The sequence below is a fragment of the Streptomyces roseolilacinus genome (assembly GCF_014649335.1).
GTDB classification, from domain to species: Bacteria; Actinomycetota; Actinomycetes; order Streptomycetales; family Streptomycetaceae; genus Streptomyces; species Streptomyces roseolilacinus.
The window spans coordinates 315607-334790 of the sequence record NZ_BMSV01000008.1 but is presented as its reverse complement, the minus strand read 5'-3'; the positions used below and the strand labels follow the sequence as shown (position 1 = coordinate 334790).

Annotated in this window: 20 protein-coding genes; 10 read left to right on the top strand and 10 right to left on the bottom strand. The window is 74.9% G+C overall.

Going from position 1 to position 19184, the window contains the following annotated elements; translation table 11 throughout:
* Nucleotides 1-317 precede the first annotated feature (317 nt).
* Nucleotides 318-899 carry a helix-turn-helix domain-containing protein gene (locus tag IE106_RS21270; RefSeq protein WP_189536449.1) on the bottom strand — a complete coding sequence of 194 codons (582 nt, stop codon included), beginning with the start codon at nt 897-899 and terminating at the stop codon, nt 318-320.
* Between the two features lie 122 nt (nt 900-1021).
* Between IE106_RS21270 and IE106_RS21265 the strand changes: the two genes are divergently transcribed.
* Genes IE106_RS21265 through IE106_RS21255 form a run of 3 tightly spaced genes read left to right on the top strand, consistent with a single transcriptional unit; the run spans nt 1022 to nt 3294 of the window.
* Nucleotides 1022-1858, top strand: coding sequence for an EamA family transporter (locus IE106_RS21265; protein WP_189536447.1), 837 nt, complete (start codon nt 1022-1024; stop codon nt 1856-1858).
* A 38-nt stretch (nt 1859-1896) separates the two neighbouring features.
* Nucleotides 1897-2544, top strand: a complete 648-nt coding sequence (locus IE106_RS21260) for an FMN-binding negative transcriptional regulator (protein WP_189536444.1) — start codon at nt 1897-1899, stop codon at nt 2542-2544.
* 42 nt (nt 2545-2586) lie between these two features.
* Nucleotides 2587-3294 (top strand): B3/B4 domain-containing protein, encoded by a 708-nt coding sequence (locus IE106_RS21255; RefSeq protein WP_189536443.1) that lies wholly within the window; start codon nt 2587-2589, stop codon nt 3292-3294.
* A 252-nt stretch (nt 3295-3546) separates the two neighbouring features.
* Here IE106_RS21255 and IE106_RS21250 read toward each other — a convergent pair whose 3' ends face one another.
* The 4 genes from IE106_RS21250 to IE106_RS21235 form a co-directional block, all read right to left on the bottom strand.
* A complete protein-coding gene (locus IE106_RS21250; RefSeq protein WP_229840649.1) occupies nt 3547-4650 on the bottom strand; it encodes a DMT family transporter in 1104 nt (367 codons plus the stop codon).
* On the bottom strand, nt 4647-5252 hold the full coding sequence (locus IE106_RS21245) for a TetR/AcrR family transcriptional regulator (protein ID WP_189536441.1): 606 nt from the start codon (nt 5250-5252) through the stop codon (nt 4647-4649). The genes IE106_RS21250 and IE106_RS21245 overlap by 4 nt, the downstream gene beginning before the upstream one ends.
* A gap of 616 nt (nt 5253-5868) precedes the next feature.
* Nucleotides 5869-6318 (bottom strand): DNA-binding protein, encoded by a 450-nt coding sequence (locus IE106_RS21240; RefSeq protein ID WP_189536439.1) that lies wholly within the window; start codon nt 6316-6318, stop codon nt 5869-5871.
* A 211-nt stretch (nt 6319-6529) separates the two neighbouring features.
* Entirely contained in the window at nt 6530-7378 is an 849-nt protein-coding gene (locus tag IE106_RS21235; protein ID WP_189536572.1) for a rhomboid family intramembrane serine protease, read from the bottom strand.
* 235 nt (nt 7379-7613) lie between these two features.
* On the opposite strand from IE106_RS21235, the gene IE106_RS21230 reads away from it, so the two are divergent.
* From IE106_RS21230 to IE106_RS21210, 5 genes are all read left to right on the top strand, one after another.
* Entirely contained in the window at nt 7614-8129 is a 516-nt protein-coding gene (locus IE106_RS21230) for a gluconokinase (RefSeq protein ID WP_189536419.1), read from the top strand.
* A 214-nt stretch (nt 8130-8343) separates the two neighbouring features.
* Nucleotides 8344-8754, top strand: a complete 411-nt coding sequence (locus tag IE106_RS21225) for a DUF1622 domain-containing protein (protein WP_189536417.1) — start codon at nt 8344-8346, stop codon at nt 8752-8754.
* Nucleotides 8751-8999: a DUF1622 domain-containing protein gene (locus tag IE106_RS21220; protein WP_189536415.1), complete on the top strand. Its 249-nt coding sequence runs from the start codon at nt 8751-8753 to the stop codon at nt 8997-8999. The genes IE106_RS21225 and IE106_RS21220 overlap by 4 nt, the downstream gene beginning before the upstream one ends.
* A gap of 201 nt (nt 9000-9200) precedes the next feature.
* The gene (locus IE106_RS21215) at nt 9201-10256 is read left to right on the top strand and encodes a glucose 1-dehydrogenase (RefSeq protein ID WP_189536413.1); all 1056 of its coding nucleotides are present in this window, start codon (nt 9201-9203) and stop codon (nt 10254-10256) included.
* A 293-nt stretch (nt 10257-10549) separates the two neighbouring features.
* On the top strand, nt 10550-11722 hold the full coding sequence (locus IE106_RS21210) for an FUSC family protein (RefSeq protein ID WP_189536411.1): 1173 nt from the start codon (nt 10550-10552) through the stop codon (nt 11720-11722).
* A 63-nt stretch (nt 11723-11785) separates the two neighbouring features.
* Here IE106_RS21210 and IE106_RS21205 read toward each other — a convergent pair whose 3' ends face one another.
* Both IE106_RS21205 and IE106_RS21200 read right to left on the bottom strand, forming a co-directional pair.
* Nucleotides 11786-13591 carry a thiamine pyrophosphate-requiring protein gene (locus IE106_RS21205; protein WP_189536409.1) on the bottom strand — a complete coding sequence of 602 codons (1806 nt, stop codon included), beginning with the start codon at nt 13589-13591 and terminating at the stop codon, nt 11786-11788.
* Between the two features lie 88 nt (nt 13592-13679).
* Entirely contained in the window at nt 13680-14360 is a 681-nt protein-coding gene (locus IE106_RS21200) for an NADPH-dependent FMN reductase (RefSeq protein WP_189536407.1), read from the bottom strand.
* A 526-nt stretch (nt 14361-14886) separates the two neighbouring features.
* Between IE106_RS21200 and IE106_RS21195 the strand changes: the two genes are divergently transcribed.
* Nucleotides 14887-15309, top strand: coding sequence for a DUF350 domain-containing protein (locus IE106_RS21195; protein WP_189536570.1), 423 nt, complete (start codon nt 14887-14889; stop codon nt 15307-15309).
* A gap of 137 nt (nt 15310-15446) precedes the next feature.
* Here the strand turns inward: IE106_RS21195 and IE106_RS21190 are convergent, their stop codons facing one another.
* Both IE106_RS21190 and IE106_RS21185 read right to left on the bottom strand, forming a co-directional pair.
* Nucleotides 15447-15938: a hypothetical protein gene (locus IE106_RS21190; protein ID WP_189536405.1), complete on the bottom strand. Its 492-nt coding sequence runs from the start codon at nt 15936-15938 to the stop codon at nt 15447-15449.
* Nucleotides 15935-17383, bottom strand: a complete 1449-nt coding sequence (locus IE106_RS21185) for a WGR domain-containing protein (protein ID WP_189536403.1) — start codon at nt 17381-17383, stop codon at nt 15935-15937. Before IE106_RS21185 ends, IE106_RS21190 begins: the two co-directional genes overlap by 4 nt.
* A 209-nt stretch (nt 17384-17592) precedes the next feature.
* Between IE106_RS21185 and IE106_RS21180 the strand changes: the two genes are divergently transcribed.
* A complete protein-coding gene (locus tag IE106_RS21180) occupies nt 17593-18360 on the top strand; it encodes a peptidoglycan recognition protein family protein (RefSeq protein WP_189536401.1) in 768 nt (255 codons plus the stop codon).
* On the opposite strand, the gene IE106_RS21175 is transcribed toward IE106_RS21180, so the two are convergent.
* The gene (locus tag IE106_RS21175) at nt 18326-18997 is read right to left on the bottom strand and encodes an SGNH/GDSL hydrolase family protein (RefSeq protein ID WP_189536398.1); all 672 of its coding nucleotides are present in this window, start codon (nt 18995-18997) and stop codon (nt 18326-18328) included. The two genes, IE106_RS21180 and IE106_RS21175, sit on opposite strands and share 35 nt — an antisense overlap.
* Nucleotides 18998-19184 lie beyond the last annotated feature (187 nt).

The following is a 19184-nucleotide window of genomic DNA, read 5'->3' as shown; positions in this document are numbered from 1 at the left end:
TCTGTGCCGTGCGGTCTGCGCTGTGCGATCTGTGTCGTTCGTCCCGTGCCGTTCGTCCCGTGCCGTTCGGTTCCGGGAAGGAGCCCGACCGCCGGAGGCACCGGCGCCGGGCGGCCCCTGCCCTCGCCCGCGCGTGCGCGCCCGAGGAGAAAGCCCCGGTGCGACGCGGTACGGCGGCGCGGTCGCCGGGGCGGCGCCGGGGACGGCCCGTTCCGCCGTCGCGGCGGTGCCCGCAGCATCCCGTACCCGCCCCGCGCGGCGCCAGGTCCCCTCCGTGCCGCCGTCCGCGACCGGACACCCGCGGCGCCCGGGCCGGGTCACGCGGAGGCGGGGCCGGGCGGGATGTGGACGGTCATGATCAGGTGGCAGGTCTCGGTGCCGGCGCCGCGGTAGGTGTGCGGGGCGTCGCCGTCGAAGGTGGCGGTCTGTCCGGCTTCGACGGGGTGCTCGACGCCGTCGACGACCAGGGTCATCCGGCCGGAGGTGACGCTGACGGTCTCGACGACCCCGCTCTGGTGGGGGTGGCTGGGGTACTCCTCCCCCGGCCGGAGCTTCCAGCGCCAGACCTCGACGGGGGCCGGGCCGGAGGTCGTCAGCATCAGGCGGGCCTCGCCGCCTTCCGCCCCGGTCCACAGCGGCATCACGGCGTCGGCGCTCACGACGCGGACGCGGCCCTCGGCCGGCCCCTCCAGCAGGGCGGAGACGGAGACGCCGAGGGTGTCGGCCAGCCGGACCAGGGTGGCGAAGTTCGGGTTGCCCTGGGCTTTCTCCAGTCCGACCAGGGCGCCCTTGCTGACCTTGGCGCGCCGGCCGAGCTCGTCCAGGGACAGGCCCGCGCGGGTGCGGGCCGTCCTGACGTTGTGCGCGAGAGTCCGCAGGGCTGCCTCTGTCTCGGTCATCCGGTCACCATCCTCACCAGGGGAACACTTCGATGTACCGCCCGGTCGTTTGGTTGACACACCCCGGTCGGTTCGCTGTACGGTTCAGTCGTTCCATTGAAATAGTAAGGGATGTACGTACCGTGATCGCTCTGCTGCTGGCCCTGGGCAGCTCCCTCGCCTACGGGTGCGCCGACTTCCTCGGCGGACTCGGTGCCCGAAAAGCCCATGTGCTGCGCACCGTGATGATCGCGGCCCCGGCCTCGCTCGCCGTCGAACTGCTGCTGTGGCCCTTCCTCGGCGCCTCGTTCGGCACCGGCGCGCTCGTCTGGGGCGCGGCGTCCGGCGTCGCCTCGGCCGCCGCGTTCGCCCTGCTCTACCGCACCCTGGCGATCGGCCCGATGAACGTCCTCTCCCCCGTCACCGCCCTCGTGTCCGCCGTGCTGCCGGTCGGCGTGGGACTGCTGCAGGGCGAACACCTGGGGGCCGCCGGGATGGTCGGGCTGCCGCTCGCGCTGGCCGCGGTCGTCCTGGTGAGCGCCGGCCACGGCACGGGGTCGGTCCGCCCCTCCCGTACCGCGCTGCTGCTGGCCCTCGGCGCGGGCTCCGCGATCGCGCTCCAGCTGGTCTTCCTGCACCAGGCCCCCTCCGACAGCGGCGTGGCCCCGCTGATCGTCGGCCGGGCGGTCTCCTCCGCCGTGACCCTGGCCGCGGCCGGGCTGATGTACCGCAGGCTCGGGTCGGAGAAGCCCGCGTACGCGATGTCGGCCGCGGCCGGCGTGCTGGACTCGGTGGCGAACCTGCTGTTCCTGCTGGCCGCCCGCGGCGGGGACCTCGCCGTCGTCGCCGTGATCACCGCCCTCTACCCGGCCGGCACCGTCCTGCTCGCCCGCGGCGTGCTCGCCGAACGCATCCACCGGGGCCAGCTCGTCGGACTCGGCACCGCCGCCGTCGCCGTCAGCCTCCTCGCCCTCACCTGACCCCCCTCCCCCACGTCGCACCCCGCAAGGAGCACCGCATGTTCATCCAGCCCTGGGACGCCGGCCTGGACGAGGCCGAATGGCGGGCCTGGATCGCCGACGGCCACGACTTCGGCGTCCTCGCCGTCAACGGCCCGCCCGGCCGGCCGCCCGTCGCCGTCCCCACCCACTTCACCAGCGACCCCGGCCACCTCCTGGTCCACCTCGCCCGCCCCAACCCCGCCTGGAAGGCGATCGAGAACGACCCGAACGTCCTGTTCACCGTCTTCGGCGACTACGCCTTCGTCCCCGGCCCCTGGCGCGCCAAGCCGGGCAGCCCGCCCACCGACGGCGTCCCCACCAGCTACTACACCGCCGTCCAGTTCACCTGCCGCGCCCACGTCGTCGACGACCCCGAGGCCAAGGCCGAGCTGCTGCGCCGCCAGATGGCCCACTTCCAGCCCGACGGCGACCACGCCCCCGTCTCCGCCGACCGGCCCCCGTACGGCCGGATGCTGTCCGGCATCCGCGGTCTGCGCCTGGAGGTCACCGACGTACGGGCGAAGTTCAAGTACGACGACCACAAGCCCGTCGAGCACCGCACCACCGTCGCCGACCGCCTCACCGAACGGGGCCGGGGCCTCGACGTCCCCGCCGCGCTCCAGCAGCGGCGCCGCCTGGACCGCACGGGCCCCTGGAAGCCCTGACCACCCGCCGCCCTGCGCACGAAAGAACGGAGCACCCCTCCCATGACCGTCCTCCGGCTCGCCCCCGCCGTCGCGGACGCCTTCCCCGACACCCTCATCGCCCTGGTCACCGCCACCGGTCTGCGCGGCCGCGAGCCCTGGCCCGGCACCGCCACCGCCCTGGAGGCGCTGGAGCGGCAACTCGCCCTCGGCACCTGGCAGCCCGCCGACGAGACCGACCCCCGCATCGAGGCGTGGCACACCGCCTACCGCTCCTTCGGCACCAACCCCCGCCGCACCCGCCCCAGCGTCGACGCCCTCGGCCGCCGCCTCGCCAAGAAGGGCGCCCTGCCGCGCGTCAACCCGGCCGTCGACACGTACAACGCCGTCTCCGTCCGCCACGGCCTGCCCGCCGGCGCCTTCGACCTCGACCGGGTCACCGGCGACATCGACGTCCGCCACGCCGACGGCACCGAGGAGTTCACCCCGCTCGGCGAACCCGGCACGGTCGAGCGGCCCAGGCCCGGGGAGGTCGTCTACGCCGACGCCGCGGGCGTCCTCACCCGCCACTGGAACCACCGCGACGCCCACCGCACCCGCGTCACCGAGGACTCCACCCACGTCGCCTTCCTGCTGGAGACCCTCCACGGCCCCCGCGACGGCCACCTCCTCAAGGCCGCCGCTGAGGAGCTGCGGGACCTCCTCGCGCCTCACGCCGCACGGACCGCCGTGCACTACCTCAGCCCGGAGCAGCCCCAGGCCACCGCCTGAGACGGCCGCGGCGAACGGGACGGACGGCCCGGGTGCCCGGGGGGCGGGACGCGTTTCGTCCGCGCGGCGGCGCCCCGGCCGGGTTGTCGTCCGTCTTGGGCGGGCAGGGCTCCGGCGAGGCCGGGAACGCGGTCACGCCGGGGCGGGCGCCGGGCCGCCGGTCGTCGCGCAGCGCACCGGCCCTCGCCCGCGGGCGCAGCGGCCGCGGGCGGGGCGGGCCGGTGTCCGGCGCCCCGCGAGGCGGGGCTCCGCCTACTGGTCGCGTTCGGGAACCGCTGCGGCGGCCTGCCGCAGCGTCCCTTCGTACACCGGCGCCGCTCCTCCCCGTACCGGCGCCGCCCCTTCGTACGCCGGGGCCGTCCCCTCGTGTGGCGGGGCCGTCCCGCCGGGTGCCGGGGCCGTCGGGCCTTCCCGGCGTCGTGGCCGCCGGGCGGAGGGGATGGGGGCGGTGAGGACGGCGAGGCAGCCGACGACGAGCGCGATGCCGGCCCAGCCGACGGCGGGGAGGCGCTCCCCGACGACGAGCACGGCGAGCACCGCCGCGACGGCCGGTTCGAGCAGGGAGAGCGTGGTGGCCGTGCTGGCGGGCACGTGGGCCAGACCCCAGCCGAACAGGACGTAGCCGGCGAACATGGGCACCAGCGCCATGTAGGCGCCGACGGCCGCGTTGGGCCAGGAGTCGACGAGCGGGGCGCCGGTGACCAGCAGGACGGGGACGAGCAGCACCCCGCCCACCCCGAAGACCGCACCCATCGCCGCCCGGGAGGTGATCCCGCGGGTGATCAGCCGGTGGGCCGCCCAGGAGTACAGGGCGTAGGTCGCCGCGGCGACCAGGCCCAGGCCCACACCGAGCACCGTGGCGCCCGCGGACGCCTCCGCCGGACCGTGCTGCGCGGGTCCCGCGGCCTGGGCCACGCAGAGCAGTACCGTGCCCAGCAGACCGAGGGCGGCGCCGGCCTTCCACCGGCGCGACAGCCGCCGCCGGTCCACGACCCGTTCGATCACGGCCGAGGCCAGCGGGGCCGTACCGATCGACACCACCGTCCCCACGGCCACTCCGGCCAGACGCATCGAGCTGTAGAACGCCAGGGGGTAGACCGCCACCGCGAGCGCCCCCAGCAGGACGACACCGCGCCGCGCACGCAGTTCCCGGGCCTGGCGGGCGATGTGGGGAGCGGCCGTCAGCGCTTGGAGCAGTCCGCCCAGCCCCATCGCGACCGCCCCCACGGCCAGGGGCCCCACGGCCGGGGCGAAGGTCGCCGCGGTGCCCGTGGTGCCCCACAGCACGGAGGCCGCGAGCACGCACAGCGATCCCGTGCCCACCGAGCGGGGGGCGGGCACGGCCGGCTGCCTCACCACTGCTCCAGCAGGTCCGCGGCCATCGCGCGGGCGTGCCGCAGGCGGGTGCTCCCGCCCTCCAGGCCGGCGCGCGCCATCGCGCCCTCCAGCAGGAAGGCGAGGTGCTCCGCCCTCGCGCGCGCCCGGTCGGGCCGGTCGGGCAGCAGTCGTTCCAGGTGGCCGGCGAGCAGGCGCTCGACCTCCTCCTTGTGGCGGCGCACCACGGCGCGCCCCTCGTCGCCGGCGGGCAGTTCGGCGGCCGCGTTCAGCAGGCCGCAGCCGCGAAAGCCGTGCTCGTAGGCGGCTTCCGCGTGGTCGGCGTAGGCGTCGAAGACCGCGAGCACCCCGGCTCGGGGGTCATGGGCCTGCTCCAGCCGCAGCCGGTACAGCTCCAGCCACTCCTCGTGCCGTGCGTCGAGGTAGGCCCTGACCAGATCGGCCTTGGAGGAGAAGTTGTTGTACAGGCTCTTCTTCGCCACGCCCGCTTCGGCCGTGATCGTGTCGATCCCGGTCGCCGACACGCCGTCGGCGTAGAAGCGCCGCGCGGCGGCGGCCAGCAGCCGGTCCCGCGCCGGCCTCGGTCTGGTGGACCCCGTCGTCGCCTCGTCGGCCCCGCCCATCGCACACCCCTCGAAGTAGGTAGTTCGGTCTACCTACTATAGACATCCGAAGCGCCGACGGGGGGCGCGGCCCCGAGAGGCCCCTACGGCCGGAGGCCGCGGCGGCGCCCTTCGGTCGCGGCGCCTGCCGAAGGGACACACCCGCGCCGCCCCCGAAGGACACCGCGTCCACCGCGTACGGGCCCGCCGGGACCCCCTGCCGACGGGCGGGAGGACAGCCCCGCACCCCCGCCGAGGAGTCCGGCCGGCGTGCCGCTTTCGGTACCGGTCCGCGCATGTGGCGGCGGTTGGCGGCCGTCGACCGCCGCGCACCGGGCGAGCGCCCGCCACCGGAGGGGACCACCCCACGCGACGCAACACCGCTGACGCTCCCCGCCCTCGGGGGCCGGGCTCGCCACTCGTGGTCGCGGATCGCCAGGGCGGCGTCGGGGTCGTCGGTGGCGAGTTCCCGCGACTCCGGGCTCCGGGTGCGGCGGTCGACCGGGTACAGGGCGGTGGACCTACCGGGCGGGCGGACAAGCCCGCCGCAAGGGCCGGTGATACGGCGGCCGGTGTGACGAGCGGGGGGCCGTCCGGGGTGGGGTGGCCGGCCGAGCACGGGCTTCCCGGGGGCCGCCTAGTCCGCGCTCTCCGCGTCGGTGCCGGCGCGTTCGGTGAGGCGTTCGTGGCGTTGCCTGGCGGCCTGCGGGGTGCCGAGGCCGAGGCCGAAGGCGATCTCCTGCCAGGTCATGCCGCGGCCCCGCGCCATCTGGAGGAGGCCGGCCTCCAGCTCGTCCATCTCGCCGCGGACCAGGGGGATGAGGCTCAGGGCGGCGGTGATGTCCGCCTGGTCCACTTCCGGTTCGCCGTCGTGCAACCGGGCCGCCCCGCTGAGCAGGAACGACACGAGCCGGACCGCCTCGTGCGGCCCGACGGCCGTGGGGTGGGCCTGTCGGCGGCGCTGCTCGTCGGTGGCCGCGTGCCGCTCGGTGATGCGCATCAGGGAGGCGTACACGCGGCGCGCCCGCGCCTGGTCGGGCTGCGGAGGTGTGAAGGGGTCGGTGGGCTGGTCCGGGTTCGACGTCATGGGACCAGGGTGGGGTACTGCACGAAAAGGTGTCAACTCTTAGTTGTGAACAACTTGTTCATGTGGAGGTCGCCGCCCGCCGGGTCACCGGGGCGGGGAAGGGGGCCCGTCCTGGGGTCTGTGGTCGCGCGGGTCCTGACGCTCGGGAGGCCACCCATGGGAAGGCGTTCGGTCGCGGGGAGGGGCACCGCCCGGTGGGTGGCCGGTTCCGTCACCAGATCGGGCGCGACCACCTCGGCCGGGCGGGGCCGGGTCGTGCCCGCCTCCCCCACAGCGGTCCGCCCGGTTCCGGTGGCGGCACGGTGCCCCGGCGCAGCGGCCAGGCGCACAGCATGCCCACCACGAAGCCGACGACGTGCGCCAGGTACGCCACGCTCCCGGCCTGCGAGACGCCCGCCCCGTACGAGTACACGGCCTGGAGGACGAACCACAGCCCGAGCACCGTCCAGGCGGGCAGGCGCAGCGGCAGCAGGATCAGGAACGGCACGAGGACCCACACCCTGGCCCCGGGGTACAGCACCAGGTAGGCGCCCAGGACCCCGGCGACGGCGCCCGACGCGCCGATCAGGGGGGTGGCCGAGCCGGCGTCGACCAGGGCGAAGCCGTACGTGGCGGCGTAGCCGCAGAGGCCGTAGAACAGCAGGTAGCGCACCCGGCCGAGGCGATCCTCGACGTTGTCGCCGAACACCCAGAGGAACATCATGTTGCCGAGCAGGTGCAGCCAGCTGCCGTGCAGGAACATCGCGGTGAGCGCGGACAGCGGCGGCGACTTGTCGTAGCCGGGCGGGCCCACCAGGCAACCCGGACCGGACGGTCCCACGGCGACCTGGCCGGTGGGCACCAGCTCCGGCAGCCGGCCGTGGATCAGCTCACGCGGCACGGCCGCCCACTGGCCGAGGAACGACTCCAGCCGGCACGCCTGGGCCAGACCGCCCTCGCCGACCAGCGAGCCCGCCATGCCGGGGGTGCGCAGGAAGACGGCGAAGTTGACGGCGATCAGCGCGTACGTCACCCAGGGGACGCGCCGCGCCGGGTTCACGTCATGAACGGGAATGACCACACCGGTCCACTGCCCTGCCATAAGCGCATGAATCAGACCGATCGCTTTCGATCGCGGCGTCACGGGTCGGTGTCCCGCTCTCCGCCGACGGGTCGTGCCCCGACGTGCGCCGTCCGGCTCCGCGCCCGTACTCCCGCCGGACGTACGGCGGCGGGGCCCGATCCCGCCGCGTACGAGGCGCGCCGCGCGGGTACCCGTCCTGCCCTGGACACGGGTACCGAACGGGGATGGGGACATGCCGGATCACGCGTTTCCGCTGGTCGTCGTCGCGGGGGTCTCCGGCTCCGGCAAGTCGACGATCGGCCGGGCCCTGGCACGGCACCTGGGCGTGCCGTACGAGGAGGGGGACGACCTCCACCCGCCGGGGAACATCGAGAAGATGGAAGCCGGTGTGCCTCTGACCGACGAGGACAGGGCGCCCTGGCTGGACCGGGTCGCCGGGTGGCTGCGGAGCCACCTCGACCACGGGGGCGTCATCACCTGCTCCGCGCTCAAGCGGCGCTACCGCGACCGGTTCGCCGCCGTGTCACCACGTGTCTTCTTCGTCCATCTGCACGGTCCGGCCGAACTGATCGCCGCCCGCATCGCCGCCCGACGCGGCCACTTCATGCCGGTGAGCCTGCTGCGGTCGCAGTTCGAGGCCCTGGAGCCGCCGGGACCCGACGAGCACGGCGCCGAGGTGTCCGTCGAGGGCACGCCCGAGGAGACGACCGCGCTGGCGCTCGCCGCGGTGAGGGGCGCCTCGCGGTGAGGGGCGCCACGGGGGACTTGATCACCGTGACGGGCGTGGTCACCGTGACGGGCGTGGTCATGTGAGGGACGTGGTCGCCGTGAGGTACGGGATGTCGTGAGGTGCAGGAGGGGCATGAGGTGCGGGGTGGCTGCCGGCCGGTCGCGCGCCGGCGGCGTGGGCCGGGTGGAGCACGGGCGGCATCGGTGCCGGGGTGCGGGGGTACCTGCCTCCCATGATCGTGTCGGTGGAGCTCCTGCCCGAGTCGACCCTGCGCGAAGCCATCAGCCTCCTGGTACGGCTCGTCGAGTCCGCCGGAGCGCTGATCATCTTCATCGGTGCCGGCTGGGCGTTCGTCCAGTTCGTCAAGGCGGGCCTGCGGCGGCGCGACCGGGTGGCCGGGTTCAACCGGATCCGGCTCAGCCTGGGGCGCTTCCTCGTCCTGGGCCTGGAGTTCCAGCTCGCCGGCGACGTGCTGCGCACGGCGGTCGCGCCGAGCTTCACCGAGATCGGCCAGCTGGCGGCGATCGCGGCCATCCGTACCGCGCTCAACTACTTCCTCGGACGCGAGATCGCACAGGAGCGTGCGGAGCTCGCGCGGGGCGGGGACCCGCTGGAGCGGCCCGTCGGGGGGAAGCCGTCGTGAACGCCTGGCTGCAGGCCGCCGCCGTGCTGGTCACCGGCGCCGGTCTCGTCTCGGCGGCGGCGGCCCACCGGCTGACGGGAGACGTCCGCCGCGCCCTGGCCGTCCTGCTCGACTTCCTGACCGCGGCCGGCCTGGTGCGGCTGGCCGGTGCCCCGTCGTGGGACGGCATCCTGGCGGCCGCCGCCGTGATCGCGCTGCGCCGTCTGATCGGGTCGGGCCTGGCGGTGTCCCGTGCGGCGCCGTAGGCACCGGAGCCCGTCGCCCGGGGCTGCCGCGCGGGCCGGGCCCCTCCGGTACGCCGGCACGGCGCCCCTGCGGGGAGCGGGGCGCGTCCGGCCTCCGTGCCCCCGCCGCCGGGCGCGGCACCGGCCCCGTACACGTGCGGGCCGAAGCGGCGAACCGCGCCCAGGACTCCCCTCTCCCGACACGGAACGGAAGGACGACCCATGCGCGCACTGACGGTCCGGCCCGGCCCCGGGGCCTCGATGGAGGTCCGTGAACTCCCCCCACCCGATCCGGGCCCGCAGGAGCTGCTGGTGCGGGGGCTGGCGCTGGGGGTCTGCGGTACCGACCGGGAGATCGCCGACGGGCGGTACGGCACCGCGCCCGACGGACGGGACTGGATGGTGGCCGGTCACGAGTCGCTGGGGCGGGTGGAGCAGGCGCCGCCCGGGAGCGGATTCTCCCCCGGCGACCTGGTGGTCGGCGTGGTCCGCCGCCCGGACCCCGTCCCGTGCGGTGCGTGCGCCCGCGGGCACTTCGACATGTGCCGCAACGGCCGCTACCGGGAGCGGGGCATCAAGGAGCTCGACGGCTACGGTGCGCAGTACTGGACCGTGGAGTGCGACTACGCCGTCCCGTTGGATCCGCGTCTGGAGCACGTGGGGACGCTCCTGGAGCCGACGTCCGTCGTGGCCAAGGCGTGGCGGCAGGTCGACCTGGTGGGGGACCGCTCCTGGTTCGAACCGCGGCGCGTCCTCGTGACCGGAGCCGGCCCCGTCGGGCTCCTCGCCGCGCTGATCGGCGTGCAGCGGGGCCTGGAGGTGCACGTGCTGGACCGCGTCGAGCGGGGCCCGAAGCTGGCGCTCGTACGGTCCCTCGGCGCGACGTACCACAGCGCCGACGTCCGTGACGTGATGGACGGTCTGCGGCCCGACGTGGTCATCGAGGCGACCGGCGCCGCGCAGGTCGTGTTCGCGGCCATGTCCGGCACCTCGCCGTACGGTGTCCTGTGCCTGACCGGGGTGTCCCCCGCCGGCCGGCACATCACGGTGGACGCCGGGATGGTCAACCGCGACCTGGTGCTGGAGAACGACGTGGTCGTCGGCTCGGTGAACGCCAACCTCGACCACTACCGGCAGGCCGCGGCGGCGCTGGCCCGGGCCGACGAGGGGTGGCTGGACGGCCTGGTCACCCGGCGGGTGCCGCTGGAGCGCTTCCGGGACGCCTTCGCCGGGCACGACGACGACGTCAAGGTCGTGATCACCCTGGACGGTTCTTGATCACGCCGGCCGTCCTCGGTCGCTTGATCGCCTGGTCGGCCGGTCCGACGGTCGCCGGTTCGCCGCGTGACGGGTGCGTGACGGAGGGAGGGCGCGCCGCGCCGGGCGGCGTCCGGGTCCGCCGGTCCGACGGTCGCCGGTTCGCCGCGTGACGGGTGCGTGACGGAGGGAGGGCGCGCCGCGCCGGGCGGCGTCCGGCCGTCGGGCGGCTCGTGGGCCCCGCCGCCGGGGGCGCGCGGAGCCGGGGCGGGTACGGAGGTGTGCGGGGGCGCGCCGCGTGGCACCTGCACCGGATGGCGAAACCGTGGCACCACCTCCCCGAAACCCTGCGCGCCGAGACCCGGTCCGTGACGCGTGCGGTACGCAGCGCCTGGGCGGGGCCGGGACGCGAACGCGACCTGGCCGTCCAGTCGCTCAAGGCCGCCCTGGCGGCCCTGGTCGCGTGGATCATCGCGAGCCGGGTGCTGGAGGCGCCGATGGCCTTCATCGCCCCGTGGGCGGCGGTCGCCCTCGTGCGGGCCACGGTGTACCGGTCGGTGGCGCAGAGCCTGGAGCAGTTCGCCGCCATCGCCGTGGGCACCACCCTCGCGACCGCGGCCGGCATGGCACTCGGCGACCCGACACTGGCCATGGCCCTGGTGCTCCCCGTCACCCTCCTCCTCGGCAACTGGCGCAAGCTCGGGGACCAGGGGATCTACGGCGCCACCGCGGCCCTCTTCACCCTCACCACCGGTGACCCGAGCGTCGACCAGGCCGTCGCCAGGCTGCTGGAGACGCTGCTGGGCGCGACCGTGGGCGTGGCCGTCAACATGCTGGTCCGCCCCCCGGTGTACCTGCGCGACGGCCGCAACTCGCTGAGCACCGCCCTCGACGCGACCTCGGACTGCCTGGCCCGCATCGCCCGGGGGCTGGCCGGCTCCTGGGACCACGGGGACGCCCGCGAATGGGACCGGTGCGCCCGGCGCCTCGCCGAACTCGTCGGCGAGGCGCGGGACGCCCTGGCCAGGACGGAGGAGAGCGCCCGCCTCAACCCCGCCGCCCGCCACCGGACGCGGTTCCTGCACCGGCACGGCCCGTACGCCCACACGATGTACGTACTGGAGGAACTCGCCCGCTACACGCGCGACCTGACGCACACGCTCACCGAGGCCGCTGACGGCGATACGGCCAAACCGCGCCCCGAAGAGGACGTGGCGGCCCGCTACGCGCGGCTCCTCCGCTGCCTGGCGGCCGCGGTGACGGCGTTCGGGCACGTCGTCACCGAGGACTCCGGGCCGGCGCGGTCCCGGCTGCGGCGGGCGGTCGAGGAGACCGACGCCGCCCACGAGGACCTGCGGCGGCTCCTGGCCGGCAGGGGCACCACCGACCCCGAGTGGATGGGCCTGTACGGTTCGCTCCTCGTGGACGCCCACCGGGCCGTGGAGCAACTGCTCCAGGAGCCCCCGCACCACGACGACCGGTCGTGACACGGGGCGCTCCGGGTGGGCCGTCGGATCGGCGGACCGTCGGGAGGAGGCGCTCGGGGCCCGTCAGGCGGAGCCGCGACCTCCCGTCAGGTGACCGGCGAGGTCGGTGAGCTTCTGGCGGACACCGCGGGTGACGATGCCGACGCCGTCGGGGTCCCGGACGGCGGCCTTCGCGGCCTTCACCCCCTGGTCCAGCACGATGTGCGGCGGGATGGGGGCGATGTCGGCGTCGACCTTGAACTCGAGGACGACGGGGAGGTCGCTGCGCAGGGCCTCCTCCCAGGCCGCACCGACCTTCTTCGGGTCGTCGCAGTAGACGCCCTTGAGCCCGAGGAGTTCGGCGTACCGCGCGTAGGGCACGTCCGGGATGTCCTGGGAACCGGGGAACTTGGGGTCGCCGGAGAGGGCGCGCTGCTCCCAGGTGACCTGGTTGAGGTCCTGGTTGTTGAAGACGCAGAAGATCAGCGGGGGGCCGCCCGCGAGCCGGTCGCCGTACCTCTTCACGGTGATCATCTCGTTCATGCCGTTCATCTGGAACGCGCCGTCCCCGATGAAGGCGATCACCGGCCGGTCGGGGTGGGCGAAGCGGGCGGCGATGGCGTACGGGGTGGCGGGGCCCATCGTCGCGAGCGTGCCCGACAGCGAGGCGTGCATGCCCTTGCGGAGCTTCAGGTGGCGGGCCCACCAGTTGGTGGCCGACCCGGAGTCCGCGGTGAGGATGCAGCGGTCGGGAAGGCGCGGCGACAGTTCGGCGACGACGCTCTGCGGGTTGACCTTCCCGTCGAAGCTCTGGTGGGCGCGCCGGTCGAGGACGCGGTGCCACTCCTTGACGTCCTTCTCGATCTTCTTGCGCCAGGAGCGGTCCTTCTTGCGCTGCAGCAGGGGGATCAGCGCCCTGAGCGTCTCGCCGGCGTCGCCGACGAGGTGGGCGTCCATGGGGTAGCGCATGCCGATCATGCGGCCGTCGATGTCGATCTCGACGCCGCGGGCCTGGCCCTCGTCGGGGAGCCACTCGGCGTACGGGAAGGAGGTGCCGACCATGAACAGCGTGTCGCAGCCGCGGATCATGTCGTCGCTGGCCTTGCTGCCGAGCAGGCCGATGGGGCCGGTGACGAACGGCAGGTCGTCGGGGAGGACCTCGCGGCCGAGGAGGGCCTTGGCGACGCCCGCGCCGAGGAGTTCGGCGACCTCGGTGACCTCGGCCTCGGCGTGTGCGGCGCCCTGACCGATGATCATGGCCACCTTGGCGCCCTCGTTGAGGATGTCGGCGGCCTTGCGGAGTTCGGTCTCGTCGGGCAGGACCCGCGGGCGGCTCCAGCCGATGCTGGAGTAGACGGAGCCGTGCTGCTTGGGGGGCGAGGGGACGGCCTCCTCCTCCTGGACGTCCGCCGGGATGATGACCGTGGCGACGGAGCGGGTGGTGAGGGCGGTCTTGAACGCCCGGTCCACGACGTGCCGCGCCTGCCCCGGGTGCGTGATCACCTGGCAGTACTCGGACACGTCGGCGAAGACCTGTTCGAGGGCGATCTCCTGCTGGTAGGACGAGCCGAGGCTCAGGCGCCGCTGCTGGCCGACGATCGCGACGACGGGCTGGTGGTCGAGCTTGGCGTCGTACAGGCCGTTGAGCAGGTGGATCGCGCCGGGCCCGGAGGTGGCGACGCAACAGCCCACCTCACCGGTGAACTTGGCGTGTCCGCACGCCATGAACGCGGCGGCCTCCTCGTGCCGCGCCTGGATGAACTCCGGCCCCTCCGCGGCCCGGCCGAAGGCGCCGAGCAGGCCGTTGATCCCGTCGCCGGGGTACCCGTAGACGCGGTCGACGCCCCATCCGCGCACCCGCTCCAGTACGTAGTCGGCCACCGAAGTCATGGCATCTCCCTCCGGTCCCTCGCGGACCGTCTCGACACACGTCGGTCGTGCCGTCCGGGTGACCGCCGCGACGGTCCACAAACCCCGGTCACCGGGCGGGCCCCTGACCGGTCTCCGCCTGGACGCGGTCGACCGCCGGGTCCGGGCGTTCGCCGAGGTACTCCACCCAGGCCTTCTTGACGCACGGGTAGTGCGTGGCGGCCTCCACGAGGTTCATGAAGTTGACGATGTTCGCCTCGAACCGCTCCCGGAGCGTCCCGTCCGTGAACCGCCCCTCGTCGTCGAGCTGCGTGTGGGCGGCGGCCAGGGAGAACATGTCGGGGTAGACGCGGGTGCCGAGGTGTTCCAGCGGGACGCGCAGGGCCCACAGGCCGCGGTTGCCGCCGACCATCGACGGGGACGCCGACAGGAGCAGCACCTGCAACTCGTTGAAGGGCTGCGGGCGGAACCGCGACGTCCAGTCGATGAGGTTCTTCAGGACGCCGGGCACCGAGGCGTTGTACTCGGGTGACGCGATGATCAGCGCGTCCACCTCGTGGAGCCGTTCCCGGAAGCGCTCGGCTCCGGGCGGGATGCCGTCGGTGGTCTCGGCGTCGGCGTCGTAGTCCGGCACGGGGAAGTCCCCGACGGAGGCGAAGGAGGCCGTCGCCCCGTTGGCCTGGACGGCGGCCACGGCCAGCCGGGCGAGCTTCGTGTTGAACGAGTCGGTTCGCCGGGAGCCGGTCAGGACGAGGAACGACAGCGGGCGGCGGTCGGTCGTGCTGCTCATGGGGGCTGGGCCTTTCGTCGGTCGGCGGCGCGGGCGGACGGGCGGCGCGGGCGGGTCAGCGGACGCGGTGCCCGGGTGGCCGCTCCGGCCCCCGCGGGTCCCCGCCCGGACGTGGACGGCCCCTCCCCGCCAGGAGCGGGGCGAGCACCGTGAACGGGATGGGCGGTGTGAGTGGCGCGAGCGGTGCGGCGGACCGGTGGTGCGGGGGGCCGCCGGCCCGCGCCGGACGCGGGCGGGGGCGGTACGCGACCGCGGACGGCGGTGCCGCCCGACCCGCCGTCTCGTCGAACGCCATGCGGTTCCTCCCGGCGTCGGGGCTGCTGCGGCACGGGGCGCGACGGGGTGGCGCTCCGCGTGCCGTACCACTGTGCGCGGGATTCGGCGCCGCGCGCCGGGTGGCGGGGCCATCCGGGTCACGGGCGTTCCCCCGCCCGCGTGGGCCGGTGCCCTCCGGCGGTGCGCTACATTTTGCGTCGCCTTGACCACGATCACTCATGATCACTTCTGCACGGGGAGCCGGCTCACAATGATCGACATCGTCAACGGACTCGGCCGGGCCGCCGCTTACGGCGGACTCGGGCTGATCCTGCTGATCCTCGGCATAGTCATGATCGACGTGCTGACCCCCGGCAACCTCCGGCGGCTCGTGTGGGAGCACCGCAACCGCAACGGCGCCCTGCTGCTGAGTTCGGCGCTGCTCGGTGTCGGCGGCATCGTGTTCACCTCCATCTGGTCGACGTACGACGACTTCGGCAAGGGCCTCGTGTCGACCGCGGTGTTCGGTCTGCTCGGCCTGGCGATGATGGCGGTGGCGTTCCTCGTGGTGGACCTGATCACGCCGGGCCGCCTGGGCGCGCTCCTGGTGGAGCCGGAGCCGCACCCGGCGGTGTGGGTGACGGCCTCCTGCAACCTCGCGGTGTCCGCGATCGTGTCGGCGTCCATCGCCTGAGCCACCGATCGCTCCACGCACGGGCGGTCGTCCCCCGCACGGCGGGGCGTCCGGCCGGGCCGCCGGCCCTCCCGGCGGCACCTCCGCCCCTCCCGGCGGCGCTCCGGTCCGTCCGCGGCGCCGATCACGGACCCCGGTCAGCCGGGAGCGGGTATCGGCTCGACCTCCAGATGGCGCCGGCGCCGGGGCCCCCGGTACAGCAGGGCCTCCCAGCCCAGCCGCTCCAGGGCCCGGGCGCACTCGGCCAGGGCGGTGTCCTCCTCCTGCGCGGCGCCGCCGCCCGGCGGCCCCAGCCACTCCACCCGCACCTGCCCCGGCCGCTCGCCGGGGCCGACGCGGTAGCCGGTCCTGACGCGCCGTCCCCCGGCGTCCAGCGCGGACGGCGGGACGCCGGCCGCCTCCAGGGCCAGGGCGACCGCCCTCACCGGCTGGTTGCGCTCCCACGGGGCCGGTACGGCCCCGGGATCGCCGCCTGCGGTGTTGGTGAGCCGCCGGATCTGGAGCAGCCCCTCGTACGCCACCCGGACCTCGGCGGCGCGCCGCCCGGCCCCCGCCGGGTCGGCCGTCGGGTCCGGGAGCGGCGGCCCGTCCCCGGTGGCCGCCTCGAACGCGCCGCCCGCCCCGGTCACAGGAGCCGCCTGATGTCGCCGCGGACCCGGTAGAAGCCGCCCGCCGCGGCGTGCAGCGCGTCCACCACGTAGCGTGCGCCGGGCTCCCGTATGGCGCGCGGGAACTGGACGTTCCACGACGGCTCGTAGCCCTCGGAGACGACGTGCACCCGCATCCGGCCGGACTCCTGCACGCACTCCACGACGACCGAGCCCACCGGGGCGTTCGCCACCGAGGCCACCGAGGCCGCGGCCGTCGCCGGCGCGTACGTCGGCAGGGCGGCGGCGAGCTTCACGTCGCGGGCCACCGGGACCGTGCCGCGCTGGGCGGCCTCGATCGCCGTCTCGCTCGCGTCCACGCAGAGCAGCGAGCCGTCGGTGGTCACCAGGTAGAGCCGTTCGTCCCGGTACTGCATGGACAGGGCCGAGCCGCCGCCCGTGCCGAGCTTCCACAGGCGCGTGCCGTCCCGGTCGAAGCAGTACACGGAGGACGCCGCGTCACCGGCGAAGACGAACCGCCCGCCGGGCGACGTGGCGCACGCGTACACGGCGCTGTCGCAGGCGTACGTCGCCTCGATCCGGCCGTCGTCCTTGGACAGCCGCTGCACGACGTGGTGCGCGGTGCCCGCGTACACCGCGGTGTCCTCCTGCCAGCCGAACAGGACGCCGCCGCGGGTCGCCGTGTGCCACAGCTCGCCGCCGCCGTCGGGCGCGTACGCCGTCACGCCCCGCTGGTGGCCGTGGTAGACGGCCCGGTCGTCGGCGCGGACCATCCAGGCGTGCTCGCCCTGGCTGCGGCGGGCCCACTGGTGCTCGTCCTCGTGGTCGATGACGGTGAGCCGGCCGGCGCGGTCCGACACGTTCAGCACGCCCTCGTGGATGTCGAGCCAGAAGATGTCGACGTCCGCCGCGATGTCGTACGCCGCGAACGGCAGCTTCGACGACAGGTCGTACACGCGGCCGTCGTCGCAGCCGGCGTAGATCCAGAAGTCGTCCGCGACCAGGCACTTCACGCCGTCCGGCAGGCTGAAGCGGGCGAGGACGGCGCCGTCGTGGTCCAGCGTGTAGACGTCGCCCGCCTGGTTGCCGACCCAGCAGCGGTCGTCGTCGACGTGGATGCCGAACGCCGCCGACCCCGTCCGGAACCGCCACAGCACCGGCGCGACCGCGCGGGCCGTCGACGGGGCCGACGCGACCTGGCGGCGGGTCACCGCGCGCGGGGCCCGCCCGCCCGGGACGGCCGGCGCGTACCCCTTGCGGACCTTCTCCCCGACCTTCCTGGCCCCGGCGGCACGCGCCTTCTCCGCCGTGGGGAAGGTGGACGTCTGGGTCTGGCCGGCGGCGCCGATCCGCCCGTACCGCACCGTCACCACCTGGCCGTCGACGGTCACCTCGTAGAACTTGTGCGCACCGCCGCCGTCCTGCGACAGCTCCAGGTACGTCGTCTCCGCGGACACAGCAGACATGGCTGACAGACCCCTCCCCAGGGCGGACCGGCGGCCTGTCCCGCGGGTCCCACTGGGAAAACCGTAGGACGCGGCACTGACAACCGCCCGGAGCCGGGCGTCCCGTACGGAGCACTCCGGCGGGCGGCCCGCCGCGCCGTTGGCGACGATGGTGTCGACGAGGAGGAAGACCACGGCCGGGGCGGTTCGGCGCGGAGGAGGCGGGGAGCATGCGTCTGCCGCAGACCCGCGGGGCTCGCGCCGTCACGTCGCTGGCCGTCCTCGGGGCGCTCGTGGCGGCGAACCTCGTCCTCGGGCCGTCGTCGGGTCCGCGGGGCTCCGGCGCCGCCCGGCCCGAGGGCGCCGCGCCCCAGCGCGCCGCCCACCACCAGGGGCCGCGGCCGGTGATCGTGCCCCGCACGGCCTGGCGGGCGCAGACCGTCTCGACGGCGCCCGCCGCCCGGTACGCGCCGGCAGTGCGGGCCGCCGTCATCCACCACACGAGCACCCCCAACGGGTACGACTGCGCGAGCGTCCCCGGGACGCTGCGCGACCTGTACGCGGGACACGCCTACGCCCGGGACTGGGACGACATCGGCTACAACTTCCTCGTCGACGCCTGCGGCACCATCTACGAGGGCCGGGCGGGCGGCGTCGACCGTGCCGTGATCGGCGCCCACACCAAGGGGTTCAACGAGGGGACGGTCGGCATCGCGGCGATCGGCACGTTCTCGGAGGGGGCGCGGGTGCCCGAGCCGATGCTCGACGCGATCGCGCGGCTGGTCGCCTGGAAGCTGGACCCCTACGGGGCCGATCCGCGCGGCACGGTCACCCTCGTCTCGACGAGTGACGAGTCGCGCTTCCCGGAGGGCACGACGGCCGTGCTGCCCGTCGTCGGCGGCCACATGGACGGCTACGCGACCCGCTGCCCGGGCACGGCCCTGTACGCGAGGCTGGCGGACATCAGCGCGCGTGCGGCCCGGCTGCAACGGCGCTGACCCACGTGTCGGCGAGTAACTGGTGGCCCGCCGGGGTGGGGTGCACGCCGTCGTGGAGCCAGTGGGCCGCCGGCGCGCGCCGCGCGGCCTCGTCGAACACGGGCTGCAGCCTGACGAGTTCCGCGCGGTGGACGGCGGCGAGTTCGCCGACCGCATTCTGCCGCAGCTGCACCTGCGCGGCGAGGGCCTCGTCGAAGTCCGAGTCGGGGCCGCCGGGCAGGCAGAACGGCTCGCACAGCAGGACGCGCACCGCGGGCAGCGTCCGGCGGGTGCGGGTGAGGAGGGCGTCGTACACCGCGCGGAAGCCGTCCGCGTCGATGTCGCAGGATTCGCCGTCCACCACGCGCCACGCGTCGTTGACGCCGACGAGGACCGACAGGACGTCGGGGGCCGGGTCGAGCGCGTCCGCCTGCCAGCGGGCGGCCAGTTCGGCGACCTTGTCGCCGCTCACCCCGCGGTTGGTGACGCGCCAGCGGTGGCCGGGTGCCCTGGCCGCGGCGCGGGCGGCGACGAGGTAGACGTAGCCGTGGCCGAGGGCCGCGTTGACGTCGGCGTGCGGCCGCCGGTCGCGGCCGCCGTCGGTGATGGAGTCGCCCTGGAAGAGGATGTGCGAGCCGGCGGGGACGTTCAAGGGCATGCGGACTCCGGTAGCCGGGGGCCTGGGGCCCGGACCTGGACGGTTTCACGGGGAACGTAATTTCCGCGCTCCGTGTTCGGCAAGGGCGGGTGGGGCCCCTCGGCCGGTTCGAAAGTTTCGGCGGGCGGGCCGGGGTGCGTAAGGTCCGGCTGATTTCTGTTGTCGGGGCCGCGCAGCCGGGTCCCCC